General features: G+C 51.8%; 10 protein-coding genes. 4 read left to right on the top strand and 6 right to left on the bottom strand.

Annotation, left to right across the window (positions count from 1 at the left end):
- Positions 1 to 130: 130 nt before the first annotated feature.
- Positions 131 to 604 (top strand): manganese-binding transcriptional regulator MntR, encoded by a 474-nt coding sequence (gene mntR, locus SK36_RS13805; RefSeq protein ID WP_045441192.1) that lies wholly within the window; start codon positions 131 to 133, stop codon positions 602 to 604.
- Positions 601 to 1,710: an anion transporter gene (locus SK36_RS13800; protein ID WP_048221792.1), complete on the top strand. Its 1,110-nt coding sequence runs from the start codon at positions 601 to 603 to the stop codon at positions 1,708 to 1,710. The genes mntR and SK36_RS13800 overlap by 4 nt, the downstream gene beginning before the upstream one ends.
- Before the next feature lie 62 nt (positions 1,711 to 1,772).
- On the opposite strand, the gene ldtB is transcribed toward SK36_RS13800, so the two are convergent.
- A complete protein-coding gene (ldtB, locus tag SK36_RS13795; protein ID WP_045441194.1) occupies positions 1,773 to 2,693 on the bottom strand; it encodes a L,D-transpeptidase in 921 nt (306 codons plus the stop codon).
- A gap of 221 nt (positions 2,694 to 2,914) precedes the next feature.
- On the opposite strand from ldtB, the gene SK36_RS13790 reads away from it, so the two are divergent.
- The gene (locus SK36_RS13790; protein WP_048221791.1) at positions 2,915 to 4,510 is read left to right on the top strand and encodes an ABC-F family ATPase; all 1,596 of its coding nucleotides are present in this window, start codon (positions 2,915 to 2,917) and stop codon (positions 4,508 to 4,510) included.
- An 86-nt stretch (positions 4,511 to 4,596) separates the two neighbouring features.
- Here the strand turns inward: SK36_RS13790 and SK36_RS13785 are convergent, their stop codons facing one another.
- Positions 4,597 to 6,960 carry a glycoside hydrolase family 31 protein gene (locus SK36_RS13785; RefSeq protein WP_048221790.1) on the bottom strand — a complete coding sequence of 788 codons (2,364 nt, stop codon included), beginning with the start codon at positions 6,958 to 6,960 and terminating at the stop codon, positions 4,597 to 4,599.
- Positions 6,961 to 6,977: 17 nt separating this feature from the next.
- Positions 6,978 to 8,279 carry an MFS transporter gene (locus SK36_RS13780; protein ID WP_045441197.1) on the bottom strand — a complete coding sequence of 434 codons (1,302 nt, stop codon included), beginning with the start codon at positions 8,277 to 8,279 and terminating at the stop codon, positions 6,978 to 6,980.
- Positions 8,280 to 8,566: 287 nt separating this feature from the next.
- Here SK36_RS13780 and SK36_RS13775 point away from each other — a divergent pair, with 287 nt between their 5' ends.
- Positions 8,567 to 9,640, top strand: coding sequence for a LacI family DNA-binding transcriptional regulator (locus SK36_RS13775; RefSeq protein ID WP_045441198.1), 1,074 nt, complete (start codon positions 8,567 to 8,569; stop codon positions 9,638 to 9,640).
- On the opposite strand, the gene SK36_RS13770 is transcribed toward SK36_RS13775, so the two are convergent.
- The 3 genes from SK36_RS13770 to SK36_RS13760 all read right to left on the bottom strand — a co-directional run bounded on the left by SK36_RS13770 (position 9,637) and on the right by SK36_RS13760 (position 14,547).
- On the bottom strand, positions 9,637 to 10,899 hold the full coding sequence (locus tag SK36_RS13770; RefSeq protein ID WP_045441199.1) for a DUF1479 domain-containing protein: 1,263 nt from the start codon (positions 10,897 to 10,899) through the stop codon (positions 9,637 to 9,639). The genes SK36_RS13775 and SK36_RS13770 overlap by 4 nt on opposite strands.
- Positions 10,900 to 11,050: 151 nt before the next feature.
- Positions 11,051 to 11,866, bottom strand: coding sequence for a Cof-type HAD-IIB family hydrolase (locus SK36_RS13765; RefSeq protein WP_048221789.1), 816 nt, complete (start codon positions 11,864 to 11,866; stop codon positions 11,051 to 11,053).
- Positions 11,867 to 12,114: 248 nt separating this feature from the next.
- Positions 12,115 to 14,547, bottom strand: coding sequence for a glycyl radical protein (locus tag SK36_RS13760; RefSeq protein WP_048221788.1), 2,433 nt, complete (start codon positions 14,545 to 14,547; stop codon positions 12,115 to 12,117).

Below are 14,547 nucleotides of genomic sequence, written 5' to 3'. Positions count from 1 at the left end.
CAGATATAGCACAGGCTATATTATATAGCTATTGCTAAAACGTTAATTTTTTGTGCCCACGCAACTCTGGTTTACAATGAGCGCTCTCTAATCAGATGCCGTTAACGCGTCACAGTAACGAGGAAGCAGAATGAGTCGTCGCGCAGGTACGCCAACAACAAAAAAAGTGACGCAATTGGTGAATGTTGAAGAACACGTTGAAGGGTTTCGCCAGGTCAGGGAGGCGCATCGACGCGAACTGATTGATGACTACGTTGAGCTGATTTCCGATCTCATTATCGAAGTCGGTGAAGCGCGCCAGGTGGATATGGCGGCACGTCTTGGGGTTTCCCAGCCCACCGTTGCCAAAATGCTGAAGCGCCTGGCGTCAGTAGGATTGATTGAAATGATCCCCTGGCGCGGTGTGTTTTTAACCGCAGAGGGCGAGAAACTGGCTCAGGAGAGTCGCGAGCGTCATCAGATTGTGGAAAATTTTCTGCTGATGTTAGGGATCAGTCCAGAAATTGCCCGTCGTGATGCGGAGGGCATGGAACACCACGTGAGCAAGGAAACGCTGGAGGCTTTTAGCCGGTTTACGCAACAACATGGAACAGGCTCTGAATGAGTTTTCCTTTACTACGCGCTTTGCAGCGTGATCGCTTTTTCCAGTTGCTAATCATCGTCGGGATTATTCTAAGTCTGTTGACGCCGTTTGCGCCCCGGAGCTGGCCGGGGGCAATTGACTGGCACACGATCATTACGCTCAGTGGTCTGATGCTACTCACCAAAGGCGTGGAGTTAAGCGGTTACTTTGACGTGTTAGGGCGAAAAATGACTCGCCGTTTCAACACGGAACGTCAGCTGGCAATATTTATGGTGCTGGCTGCGGCGTCACTGTCGACGTTTTTGACCAACGATGTTGCTTTATTTATTGTCGTTCCGCTGACGATTACCCTGAAAAAACTGTGCGCTATCCCGGTTAACCGCCTCATCATCTTTGAGGCGCTGGCGGTTAACGCCGGATCGTTGCTGACGCCGATAGGAAATCCGCAGAACATCCTGATGTGGGGACGCTCTGGCCTTTCATTTGCGGCGTTTACCTGGCAAATGGCACCGCTTGCTGGCGCCATGATGCTGACGCTGGTGGTGCTCTGCTGGTTCAGTTTTCCGCATAAAGCCTTGCATTATCATACCGGTACATCTGCGCCTGACTGGCAACCTCGGCTGGTGTGGAGTTGTCTGGTGTTCTATATCGTCTTTTTGACGGCTCTGGAATTGAAGCAGGAACTCTGGGGGCTGGCGATTGTGGCTGCGGGGTTCATGGTCCTGGCTCGTCGCGTGATACTCAGCGTGGACTGGACGTTATTGCTGGTGTTTATGGCGATGTTCATTGATGTACATTTGCTGACGCAATTACCCCTGTTGCAAGGGATAGCTAACCAGATTGGGGCGCTCTCAGCGCCGGGGCTATGGTTGACGGCAATCGGCTTGTCACAGTTTATCAGTAATGTTCCCGGTACGATTTTGCTGTTGAACTATGTGCAACCGACGCAGTTGCTGGCCTGGGCTGTTAATATTGGCGGTTTTGGCCTGTTGCAGGGATCGCTGGCGAATATTATTGCATTACGGATGGCAAACGACCGGCGTATCTGGTGGCGTTTTCATCTGTACTCGGTGCCGATGCTGATATGGGCGATGCTGGTAGGATATGGATTGTTGTTGCTGATGTGATAGCGGCAAAGAGGCAATAAAAAAGGCGGATGATTCATCCGCCTTTTTCGTTTCTGGTCTGCTTAGTTCAGACGAACCGGCATACCGGAACGGTTTTGTACTGCCTGCTCAACGACGGACTGATCAACATCAGACTGACCGGTGATGCTGGTAATGCTCTTGTTCAGGGTAATCGGAACAATTTCCCCGCCTTCGAACTGCGCTTCAGTGGTTGACAGTGGGTTATGCACCTCAATGTAACGGCTACCATCTGGTTCAGTGGTGGCTTTCACTGGTTCATCGATAAACTGTACGCGAGTGCCGACCGGAACATTTTCAAACAGGAATTTGATGTCTTCGTTACGCAGACGCACGCAGCCGTGGCTGACGCGTAGGCCGACGCCGAAGTTAGCGTTGGTCCCGTGGATAGCGTACAGACGACCGATATATAGTGCGTACAAGCCCATCGGGTTATCCGGGCCTGCAGGAACTACGGCTGGCAGCGGTTCACCCGCAGCGCGGTACTCAGCGTGCATTTTCGCCGTTGGCGTCCAGGTTGGACCCGCTTTCTTACGTTCCACTTTGGTGGTCCAGTTGATAGGCGTGTCTTTGCCTAACTGGCCGATACCAATTGGTAAAACGATCACGGTATTGGTGCCTTTTGGATAGTAGTACAGACGCATTTCAGCGCTGTTGATAACAATACCTTCATGTACGGTATCCGGCAGAATCAACTGCTGCGGAATGTTCAGTACGGTACCGCCTTTCGGCAGGAAGGTGTCCACGCCTGGGTTTGCTTCCAGCATGTTGGACAGACCCATCTGGTATTCAGCCGCATAATACTCCAGCGGTTGGGTATTACCTTCAGGGATGGTGATGACCTGGTTCTGGCCAATCAAGCGACTACCATCGGTAGGCAGCGGATACGTGACGGCTGAAGCGGTATTACAAAAACCAACTACCGCGAGCGCCGCCGCGAAAAGCGTTGTCAATTTCATATTCATTTTTGCGAGATTCTGAAGCCAAGCAGGCTAGTGGGTTGAGATTTATGTAGTGTTGGGCACGCATTATATGTGCATTCTGAGCAACAAGGAATTCGGATGTGTACTAAATCACATTTTTTTCCGTTTGCTTTCACTTTATCCCTTCAGCACGAAGGCGCGATCTTATTTTAGAGTTATGGCATAATAAGCGGTTTGTCACATATTTCTTTCAGGATACGCCAGTGTTAGTTTCCAGCAACGTCACCATGCAGTTCGGCAGTAAGCCGCTGTTTGAAAATATTTCCGTCAAATTTGGCGGCGGCAACCGTTACGGCCTGATTGGCGCGAACGGTAGCGGTAAATCCACTTTTATGAAAATTCTCGGCGGCGATCTTGAGCCGACGCTGGGTAACGTTTCACTCGATCCGAACGAACGCATCGGTAAGCTGCGTCAGGATCAGTTTGCTTTTGAAGAGTTCACTGTGCTGGACACCGTTATTATGGGGCACGCTGAACTGTGGGAAGTGAAGCAGGAACGCGATCGTATCTATGCGCTGCCAGAAATGAGCGAAGAAGACGGCTATAAAGTTGCCGACCTCGAAGTGAAATACGGCGAGATGGACGGTTACTCCGCAGAAGCACGTGCGGGCGAATTGCTGCTGGGTGTGGGTATTCCGGTAGAACAACATTACGGACCGATGAGCGAAGTCGCTCCTGGCTGGAAACTGCGTGTGCTTCTGGCACAGGCGCTGTTCTCTAACCCGGATATTCTGTTGCTCGACGAACCAACGAACAACCTGGATATCGATACCATCCGCTGGCTGGAGCAGACGCTGAACGAGCGTGACAGCACCATGATCATCATTTCGCACGACCGTCACTTCCTGAACATGGTCTGTACGCACATGGCGGATCTGGACTACGGCGAGCTGCGTGTTTACCCGGGCAACTACGACGAATATATGACGGCGGCAACGCAGGCTCGCGAGCGTCTGTTGGCAGATAACGCCAAGAAAAAAGCGCAGATTGCCGATCTGCAATCTTTCGTCAGCCGCTTCAGTGCTAACGCGTCGAAATCTCGTCAGGCGACCTCTCGTGCGCGCCAGATTGATAAGATCAAACTCGATGAAGTGAAGGCCTCCAGCCGCCAGAACCCATTCATCCGTTTCGAGCAGGATAAGAAACTGTTCCGTAACGCGCTGGAAGTGGAAGCGCTGGCTAAAGGCTTTGATGAAGGCCCACTGTTTAAAAACTTCAACCTGCTTTTGGAAGTGGGCGAGAAGATTGCCATCCTGGGCGCTAACGGCGTGGGTAAATCAACCATGCTGAAAACGCTGGTGGGTGAACTGCAGCCGGATAACGGTACGGTGAAGTGGTCTGAAAACGCGCAAGTAGGTTACTACGCGCAGGATCACGAATATGAGTTTGAAAACGATCTGACCGTATTCGAGTGGATGAGCCAGTGGAAACAGGAAGGGGACGATGAGCAAGTTGTACGTAGCTTCCTCGGTCGCCTGCTGTTCAGCCAGGACGATATCAAAAAGCCTGCGAAGGTGCTGTCCGGTGGTGAAAAAGGGCGCATGCTGTTCGGTAAGCTGATGATGCAGAAACCGAATATTCTGGTGATGGATGAACCAACCAACCACCTGGATATGGAATCGATTGAATCGCTGAACATGGCGCTGGAAATGTATCAGGGCACGCTGATCTTCGTTTCTCACGACCGCGAGTTCGTGAGTTCGCTGGCAACTCGCGTGATTGAAATTACGCCGGAACGCGTAATCGACTTCACCGGTAACTACGAAGATTATCTGCGTAGTAAAGGGATCGACGGCTAAACATTGTGGCCCGGTGGCGCTACGCTGACCGGGCCAATAGTCTGCCTTGTAAGCCGGGTAAGGCGAAGTTGCCACCCGGCATTCAATTACACTACCCACTCACTCCCGTCTTTACCATTCACCAACAGTTGGCGTTGTTCCCCTATCGGTAACGAAACTTTCAGCGCTTTCCACGCCGGACGATAATCGCCACGGGATTTAACCTTGAGGTTAATGGTTGAACTGTCACATATCATCTCCCATTCAACCCACAAGGCATTACCGTTCTGATAGCCCCAGCTTTCACCATCGTCTTCAAACAGCAGACCTGTTGCCGTTCCCACACCTTTGACTGGGAACAGCTTCAGCTCACGCTTATTGTCTTCCTCTACACTGACGTGACTGATACGTTCGCTGACTGGCAAACCGGCACCTGCACGCACCAGTAGCGGCAGTTTTTCCAGCGGGGCATCGCGGGTGATCCACTGACCGCCGGAGAACCATTCGTGGGTGTAGAAATCGTACCAGCCGGTTTCATTGTCCGGTAACCAGACGCGACGCTGGCGTTGGCCCGCCTCAACCACGCTGGCGACTAAAATATCGCGGCCAAGCAGAAAGTCATCGCACTCTTCGAATGTCTGCTCATCGTGTTCATGGTCGAGGAACGTAGGACGCAGCATTGGTTCGTCGTCGGCATGCGCCTGCCAGAGCAGCGTATAAAAGTAGGGCAGCAGACGGTAACGTAGTTCAATCGCGCTGCGAATGGCCGGGGTGACGCCTGGGTACATCCAGGGTTCATTGACTGTATGGTCATCATTCCAGGAATGGATGGTAAAGCGTGGGTGCATCACGCCGTTTTGTATCCAGCGTACAAACAGTTCGGCATCTGGTTTGTTGCCTGAAAAACCGCCAACGTCGTGACCGACGTTATACAGCCCGGAAAGACTCATCCCCAGCCCCATCCGCGTGTTATAGCGCAGTGTGTCCCAACTGGTACGGTTATCGCCGCTCCAGGTTTGCACGTAGCGTTGCATTCCGGCGCAGCCTGAACGCGAGATCAGATAGGGACGTTTTTCCGGGGCAAACCGCTGTTGTGCTTCCAGCGAGGCACGCATCATGAGCAGTGGCATCACTGGTCGAATGTGCTTGATAGCAATCTCCTGACCAAAGCCGTTGCAGCGTGCTTCACCGTCCCAGACTTCAAACTCGTTGTTGTCGTTCCAGGTCGAGTCGATGCCCATTTCCAGCAGTTGGGTAGTAACTCCTTCCTGCCACCACTGAATGGTTTGTGGGTTGGTAAAGTCGAGGTTAGACCCTTCGTCATCCCAGAAACTTGAGCGTTCCGGCGCATTCGTTTCTGAATCACGAATGAACAGGCCCTTTTCGGCGACTTCGTTATAGCGTGGGTGGTCTTGCAACAAGCACGGTTTGATGTTTGCCGCGAGTTTCAGTCCAGCTTCATGGAAGGCGCGGGACATCACTTTCGGCTGCGGCACTTTATCGTAGTTCCAGTTGAAGACGTAGCGCTTACCATTGATCGAGGTATAGCCGGAAGAGAGCTGGAATGAATCGCACGGTATTGCATGCTTATCGCACAGGCGAATGAAGTTCATTAGCTGATTCTGTGCATCCGGGGCGTCAGTGTAATGCATCGTCGAGCCGCTATACCCCAGGCTCCACTTAGGTCCGAACAGGGTTTTTCCGGTCAAACGTACAAACGCTTTGGTGACGTCCAGGACGCGTTTTCCGGTAAACATGTAGTAATCAATATCTCCAGCTTCTGCCTGCCAGCGGCGATACGCGGTGTGATAGTTGTCAATTTCATTTCCCAGATCCAGCCAGCAACTGCTCAGATTGTCATAAAACAGACCGTAGCTCACATCATCACGACGGGTAATAGTAAACGGAATATGTTTGTACAACGGATCGGTGCTGACAGCGTTATAACCCATTGCATCAAGATTACGCATTTCATAGCGTTTGCCATTGCGCTGCAAATTACCTGCTTTTTCACCTAAGCCATAAAAACGCTCATCTTTGCGACGACTCAGGTAGTGCGCCACGCCATCTCCGTGCGCATTTAGCAGGTAGGCACTGGTTGCGCGATCGCTGGCAAGAGGTTGCCATTCTCCGGCGTCATTACGATAGTGCCATTCCAGCCACAGGGGGTTATGTATAGTGACCCGTAGCTGTTCAGTGCTGATTGTCACCGTTTCATCCTGTTGTTCCAGAGTCCACGCAGGGCAGGTAAAACCGCTTAAATCATCGCGATGACGCCCCTCCCAGGGGACATCTTGCTGCGGGGCGATGCTCCAGGTTCTGTCCAGCGCCAGTTCACCTTTGCGTCTAATCAGTACGCGGAACAGATTGTCTTCCAGTACGTACAGGCACAGGTGGTGCTGGTTATCCACCAGAAGTTCCAGATGATGAGCCGACTGCTTATTAACGGTCCAGGTCTTCAGGGTTTTCATATGCAATACATCCACTATCAAGCGCGCTTGGCGCGACGTTCAGCAATAAATGCCACCAGGAAAATAGCGCCAATCAGGTCGAAGAAACCCATGGCGATGAATAGCGGGTTAAAGCCGATTTTGTCAGCGGTAACCCCAATTAAAAGGGAGAACAGGAAGCTGGCGATCCATGCCGCCGAACCACGCATGCCGTTCACGGTCGCCATCTGGCCTTTATCAAACGACTCTACGACCAGCGCACTTAACATGCAGGAGATGATCTGATGCCCGAAGCCGCCAATGGACATCAGGATCACGGCAATAATCGGATCCCGGGTGAGCGCTACCACGGCAAGTGAAATCATCAGGAATGCGCCGGTGACAGAACTGGCGATGGTTGAGTTAACTCGTGAACAGCCGAACAGGCGGGTATAGAGTTTGGTCAGATAACCACTTGCTACGCTACCCAAGTCGGCGGCGAGAAACGGTAGCCAGGCGAATAAGGCAATTTGCTTCAGATCCATATCGTATTCTTTGGCGAAGTAGAGCGGCATCCAAAAACTGAACACTGCCCAGGCCGGTTCGGCCATAAAAGCAGGGATGGCAATACCGTAAAAACGTTTGTTTTTAGCGACATCTTTCAGAGAGGTGAAAAAGGGCAGTTTTACCGGGGCGGCTTCATTATCCTGCTTGATCCAGGCCAGCTCGTCTTTGCTAAGATTCGGGTGCTGTTCCGGATTATGGTAGAACACCCACCACAGAATGACCCACAGCAGCGCCAGCACACCAGTGAACATGAATGCGCCCTGCCAGCCAAATGAGGCGTGCGCGAAATAAATAATTGGTGGAGCCAGCATTGCGCCAATCGAGAAACCCACACCAGCCCAACCGGCAGCAACAGGACGTTCAGCTTTCGGGAACCATTCGCCAAGGGTTTTGGCGTTGGCTGGGGTGGCGGCGGCTTCCGCACCGCCCATAAAGAAGCGCAGGATCGCCAAATGCAGCCAGCTACCAGCACCCGCGTGAGCGATACAAGCAATGGCCCACAAGCATGCGCAGACCATAAAGCCGAGCTTCAGACCGATTACATCAATTAACCAGCCGCACAGAGGTTGAAAAAGTGTATAGGCAAGCTGGAAGGCACCGACAATCCAGGAATATTGTTCGGTGGTAATACCCAGGCTCAGTTTTAGCTCCGGAGCCAGAATACCCAAAGAGTTTCGGGTGATGTAGTTAACCGTCACGCCAAGTAAAAAAAGCACCAGCACATACCAGCGCAAATTTTTAATCACCCGGCGAGTTTTATTTGCCGCAACCGTGTTGTTAATGTCCTGACTCATTTTTTCTCTCCACAAGACGGACGATGTAGGGGGAAATCCATTTCGATTGATATATATCTATCACTTTGATAGTTAATTATTTTTTTAATTAATACTGATATCAAACTAGTATGGAAGCGTTGTGCAAATTAACCTTAAGCGAGAAATTTGGTCGGTAATAGCAGAATTTGTGCAAGCTTTCTCATAACCATGCATATGAATTTGGCATCATGCTTTCGAGGTCAGTTACTGCTTAATCTGAACGCTGTGAAAATTTTTTCATTTACCTGGTGGACCGAGATCACAAAATGGATAAAAGGTTAAAAATCGCAGAAATTGCTGCCCGGACGCAGCTCTCTATCAGCACTGTTTCCCGCGTTCTCGCAGGGAAGGCCAACACCAGCGAAAAAGCACGGAGTAAGGTGCTGGCATGTGCGCGGGAACTGGGGGTGATGGAGGGAATGGCTGCGGGTCGACTGCTGCTGAATAATCTGTTGGTTTTTGCACCGCAACGGGCATTCGATGAGCGGTCTGATATCTTTTATTTCCGCGTTCTGCAAAGTTTAAGTAAAGGCTTGGCTTCCCATGAAGTACGGCTGCGTTACTGCGCGCTGGAGGAGTTGGATAGTGATGCACAGCTTTTTCTGACACGCATCAATGAGCCGGAAACGCAGGCGGTGATTTTGCTGGGCATTGACGATCCGCATATTCATGATCTTATGGTTGATGTCGGCAAACCGTGTGTGTTGATCAATTGTCGCGACAGGCATGTTCGTTTGCCTGCAATCGCTCCCGATCATCGCGCGGTTGGCGAACTGGCGGCCGAATACCTTTTTGAAATGGGACATCGGGAAATCATCAACGTGCTTTGTCTGCGTCGTTACACCATGGAGCTTCGGCTGGCAGGGATCCGCGATGCGTGGCAATCGCGAAATCTGAAATTTAATGACAAACGCGATCTACTGGTGGTGCCCAGTTTCAGTGCAAAAGAAACGGAGCTACAAATAAGCGAATGGCTGAAGCAGACGTCGGCGAAAACGCTACCGACCGCGTTTCTGGTTGGCGGGGATTTTATGGCGGCAGGGACGATAAGTGCCCTGCAAAAGCACGGGCTACGGGTACCACAGGATGTCTCGGTGATGAGTATTGATGGCTTTAATCTGGCGGCAGTTCAGGATGTTCTCTTAACTGCAGTACACGTTCCACGTGATGAGTTGGGCATTGAGGCGGTACATATGCTCCAGCAACGGCTGGTGCGACCCGATGCCCCGATTGGCACTCTGTTGCTTAATGGCGCGTTGACAATACGTGAATCAGTCCGGCGGATACGTCAGGGAAAACGACGCACCGCCGTAGAGAGAGAAGGCCTGTATGATGATTAAATCATTCCCAGTGCGCGTTTGCCGTGGATATTCAAATCCTCCAGCCTAAAGCGTCCTTCCCAGTCGGTTTCATAATCTTCACGCGGAAAATCGCCCGGTGATGCGCCTTTTTCCAGTGCCGCCTTCACCTTATGGGCGTAGGCGAGATTTTTCTCGCACATCGGTGCGGCGGGAATGTACATCACATTACCCCAGCCCTGTTGATTTTCTACAGGGGCTACGGAGTGGATCACATCGCAATGCCACCAGACGGAATCTCCGGCCTCCAGTTGTGGAATGCTGGTTAGCGCTTCGATCAGCAGCGGATGCCATTGTTCTGAAACTGGCAGCACTCTTCCTGGGGCTACGCCGCACAGTTCATCTTCCGGGACATCATCCAGAAGTGGCCGCAACAGGATATAGGCCATGGCTTCAGGAACAGGCACTACGTGCAACAGCCCCTGGCCTGGCAGCATATCGGACAACGCTGTCCAGCCCTGGAATGTACGAAACACCGAACATTTGGTCGTGTTATCCACCGTGTACTCTTCGACTTCAGTGCGGTGCGCCGCATGCCACGGATCGTATTTCGCCAGATTGCCATTAAAGACGTTGGCGAAAACGCGCTGATAGGCCGGAAGCAGCCAGCGTTCCAGTGCACCTGAGTCAGTATGTGCTCCAAGGCCTTTAGAGGTGGTTCCCGGTGGGCGGCGGCGAATACGGTCCGGATAGATGACGCTGACGTCCGGGTTAAACCACTGTTTACCCTCGCTTTCAAACGTCCACAGCCGGTTGAGAAGCGACTGCGCATTAGCCATCTCCTCGCTCTGGCGGGCCTGCATTTGCGCCTGTGACCAGTAAATCGGATAGATCTCAGGACGTGATGCACTCAGGGTACCGAAGAAATTGTCTCCCGGTCCTTTGTAGACCTCATCAAAGCGGTTGCGGTCCAGATAGTCCAACATTGACTGATCCCAGCCGAGAGCCTGTTCGCGGGGGAAATGGCCTTTGATAACCGCGCATCCGCGACGTTTAATCAGCTCACGCTGTTCTGATGTGACAGTACCCGCTTTGATATCGGCATAAGAGAGCATCGGCCAGACGGCATCACCCTGCGCTTTGAGGGCGTTGATCTCTGCCACCCTCGTGGCAATGGTATCGCTAAGCTGATTGAAGATCTGTTGGACATCACCAAGTTGCGCCCGCAGTTCCTGCTTCATCTGACGGATTGCTGCTTTATGATCAGCAGGCAATGTGTCGCTGGTAAAAGTAAAAGCCATAACCACCTCACATAAATCTTCATTCGAAACTAATGTAACTTACATATGACAATATAAGTTATAAATAAGTTAATGCAAGTTTAATAATTTGATGAGGGGCGCAGAATGCAAAAAGAGAGAAAACCGGAGTGGAGTACTCCGGTAGACAGGCTCAGGCGTTAAAGGGGGAGGTGTTATCCAGCACGGCCTGAATCACGTTCAGAGCACCCTGATGGTTGTTATCACTGGTCTGATAACGGGCAATGGATTTGATGCTCTCGGCTGCGTTTGCCATGGCGAAAGAGTAGCGTGCCATTTTCAGCATTTCTGCATCGTTGCCGCTGTCGCCAATTGCTACCACGTTCTGCGGAGACAGGTTCCAGCGTTTTAGCAGGCGGCTGATACCATTCGCTTTGTGCAAACCTGGAATAATCAGGTCAATAAAGCCAAAGCCGCTGGTGACGGGCTTCATAATGCCGTCCAGCGAGGTATGCAGATGGTCAATTACCAACGGGATTTGCTGATCGGGCAGATTTAGTGAGAACTTAAACAGCACATCATCGATATCCTGATAATCTTTTACCGGTTTCAGCCGGTGATAGTGTTTCGACATCAGGGAGACAAAGGCGTCCGGCGCATTTTCACTGACGTAGGCGCTTTGCAGACCGCAGGCTACGAAGTTGAGCTGTTTATCTTTTAGGAGCTCGCCAATGACGATACGGGATTCATGGCGGGTAAGCTCGCCGTGAAACAGCTGTTTACCATGCTCATACACCAGCGCACCGTTCTCTGCGACAAAAGAGATCTCATCTTTGAGTTCCGGGAAAAAGGAAATGAGCTGGTAATACTGGTTACCGCTGGCGACAACAAATTCAATGCCTTGTTTTTTCAATTGCTGATACTGCGCCATAAATCGTTCACGATCGTATTGCTTGGCGTCGTCGAGAAAAGTTCCGTCCATATCGGTGACGATAACTTTGATGGTCATAAATGCTCCTGGCTTTCACTGCAACCAGCAACATTCTAATAACAATGTGACCTACAGCACAAATTTAATTTCGAATGAAAGCTTCCACATCGTCTTTCACGCCACAGGTGCGTTGGCAGTGGTGGTTCGCCCCAGTCGCTTACTGATGTAAGCGGCTGGAGACGTACCGCCTTGCCGCGTTCCTGCAACTTGAAATCCATTGGGGAATGGTTCAAGACTGGATAAACACGGTAGTTATCCGAGTGGTGCTACAGCATATGTTCCGTACGGGCGATGATATCGTCCTGCGCATCCGGAGACAGGGCGGTGAAGAAGGCGGAGTAGCCAGCGACACGCACCACCAGGTCACGATACTGATCCGGATGTTTTTTGGCTTCCAGCAGCGTTTCACGGGAAACGATGTTGTACTGAATATGCCAGCCTTTGTGCTCTTCAAAGAAGGTGCGCAGCAGGATCATTAGTTTCTGCTTATCAGACTCATTCTCCAGCGTCGCTGGATTCAGTTTCTGATTGAGCAGTACGCCGCCGAGAATCGAGCCGGTAGGCAACTTGCCAACCGAACCAATAACCGCAGTCGGACCGAGATGATCGGTGCCGGAGGCCGGGCTCGCGCCTTCCGCCAGCGGAGTATGGGCTTTACGGCCATCCGGCGTCGCCATAGTTGCTGCACCAAACGGCACGTTTGCGGAGATGGAAGAGGTACCGGCATAGTAATTGCCACCAACCGGGCCACGGCCGTAACGTGGGTTATGGTACTGTTTCAGTTCGTCGATATAGGTCTGATAAGCGCGGGCCAACAGAGTATCGACGCTGTCATCATCATTACCGTATTTTGGCGCACCGTTGATCAGACGCTGGCGTAACTGCTCATGAGTCAGACCGTCAAAGTCATCTTCCAGTGCGGCAGCCAGCTGTTGCTGACCAATAACCCCCTGTTCGAAGACTAACTTTTTCACTGCCGCCAGACTGTTGCCGAGGTTAGCAATACCGACCTGCAAGCCAGATACCCAGTCATACTTTGCGCCGCCTTGCTTAATGCTTTTTGCACGCTCAATACAATCGTCTACCAGTGCGGAGCAGAGAATGTCATGGACATTTTCCTCCAGCATGGTATCGACTACGTACTCAATCTCGATGGATTTACGTGTGTAATAGCGGATCTGCGTATCCCAGGCAGCCATTACTTCGTCGAAATTATCGAAGTTACCCGCGGAGAGTGCTTTTTCCTGTGGCAGGAACACTTTCCCGCTGGTGGCATCACGACCACCTTCCAGTGCAGCCAGCATTACGCGGGCAAAGTTGATAAAGCTCATTCCGGTGCAGCGGTAGCCCCACTTACCGCCAACGGCGGTTTCGATGCAGCCAATCGCCGCATAGTCGTAAGCGTCCTGAGGTTCAATACCGAGCTTAATGAATTCCGGGATGACGATTTCATCATTGTTAAAGGCCGGCATCCCGAAACCGCAGCGAATTACCTGTACGCAGGCATCAAGGAAATCGTTACTCATTCCCGCGTGATAGCGCACGCTGAGGTTTGGCTGAGTTGAACGAAGACGACCGCAAGATTCCAGAATGGCATAAGAGAGCGGATTGACCGCATCTGTTGGTTGACCGTTAAGCAGATTTTGCCCGCCAATGGTAACGTTTTGATATAACGGGCTGCCTGCTGACGCTTTTGAGTGGGATCCGGAGCGGATTTTGTTCACTTCCAGCAGTTTCAGCCAGCAGCTGTGCAGCAGTTCAATGGCATGCTCACGATCCAGTGACTGGTTCAGCTCCACGTCACGACGATAGAACGGATAGAGATACTGGTCCATGCGACCAAACGATACCGAGTGACCGTTTGATTCAATTTGCAGAATCAACTGGATGAAGTAGCACAATTGCAGCGCTTGCCAGAAGGTCTGCGGTGGCTGGTGGGCAATAACATCGCAGTTTTCCGCTATTGCCAGCAGTTCATCGCGGCGACTTTCGCGGGTCTCTGTGGCCGCCATTTCACGCGCCAGGTCGGCAAAACGCTCAATGTGCAGACTCACCGCATCGAGGACGATATCAATGGCTTTCAGGAACTGATCGCCATGCAGGTCTTCCAGGCAGGTGAGGTTAATGCGGGCACGACGCTCGTCGACTTTGTGGCGCAGACCATCAAGACCTTTTTCCAGCACCAGCGGGAAGTTTACCGCCAGATGCGCATCACCAGAGGTCATGTTGCCTTCGGCTTTGATAATACCGGTTTCCAGCAAACCTTTTTGTTCGTCGGTGAACATACCGTAGCAGCGATCCTGCACGGTCTGACCACGCCACCACGGGCAAATTTCATGCAGTACCCGCTTGTTTTCTTCGCTAACCGCAAAGCCTGCGCCCGGGCGATCCGCCAGGTCGTCGATCTCTTTTTCAATCCAGGAAACGGTATATTCCGGGAAGATAGGCGCGGCGCGCACTTCGCTTGCCTGGTTACCTATAATCAGCTCGTCATGCTTGATCCAGATTGTTCGTTCCGCCAGATGATGCGCTAGTGCCAGCGCGCGCCGAACCGGGACAGGCTTATCCAGATGTTGCTGATACATCTCGGTGTAGTGTTGGGCGCGCTCAGTACAGACTGGCGGTTTCACGATGTGGATCAGGGCCGTTTTGTGCGCTTTGATACGATCGCTGAGTATATCCAGTTTCAGTGTGGTCAT

It is taken from the genome of Citrobacter sp. MGH106 (assembly GCF_001037495.1).
GTDB lineage: Bacteria > Pseudomonadota > Gammaproteobacteria > Enterobacterales > Enterobacteriaceae > Citrobacter > Citrobacter murliniae.
This window is presented reverse-complemented; position numbering and strand designations above follow the sequence as displayed.

Coding starts and splice junctions, on each gene's coding strand:
- ldtB (WP_045441194.1), bottom strand. CDS start 2,693: ATGAATATGAAATTGACAACGCTTTTCGCGGCGGCGCTCGCGGTAGTT.
- SK36_RS13775 (WP_045441198.1), top strand. CDS start 8,567: ATGGATAAAAGGTTAAAAATCGCAGAAATTGCTGCCCGGACGCAGCTC.
- SK36_RS13785 (WP_048221790.1), bottom strand. CDS start 6,960: ATGAAAACCCTGAAGACCTGGACCGTTAATAAGCAGTCGGCTCATCAT.
- SK36_RS13770 (WP_045441199.1), bottom strand. CDS start 10,899: ATGGCTTTTACTTTTACCAGCGACACATTGCCTGCTGATCATAAAGCA.
- SK36_RS13765 (WP_048221789.1), bottom strand. CDS start 11,866: ATGACCATCAAAGTTATCGTCACCGATATGGACGGAACTTTTCTCGAC.
- SK36_RS13760 (WP_048221788.1), bottom strand. CDS start 14,547: ATGACCACACTGAAACTGGATATACTCAGCGATCGTATCAAAGCGCAC.
- SK36_RS13780 (WP_045441197.1), bottom strand. CDS start 8,279: ATGAGTCAGGACATTAACAACACGGTTGCGGCAAATAAAACTCGCCGG.
- SK36_RS13800 (WP_048221792.1), top strand. CDS start 601: ATGAGTTTTCCTTTACTACGCGCTTTGCAGCGTGATCGCTTTTTCCAG.
- mntR (WP_045441192.1), top strand. CDS start 131: ATGAGTCGTCGCGCAGGTACGCCAACAACAAAAAAAGTGACGCAATTG.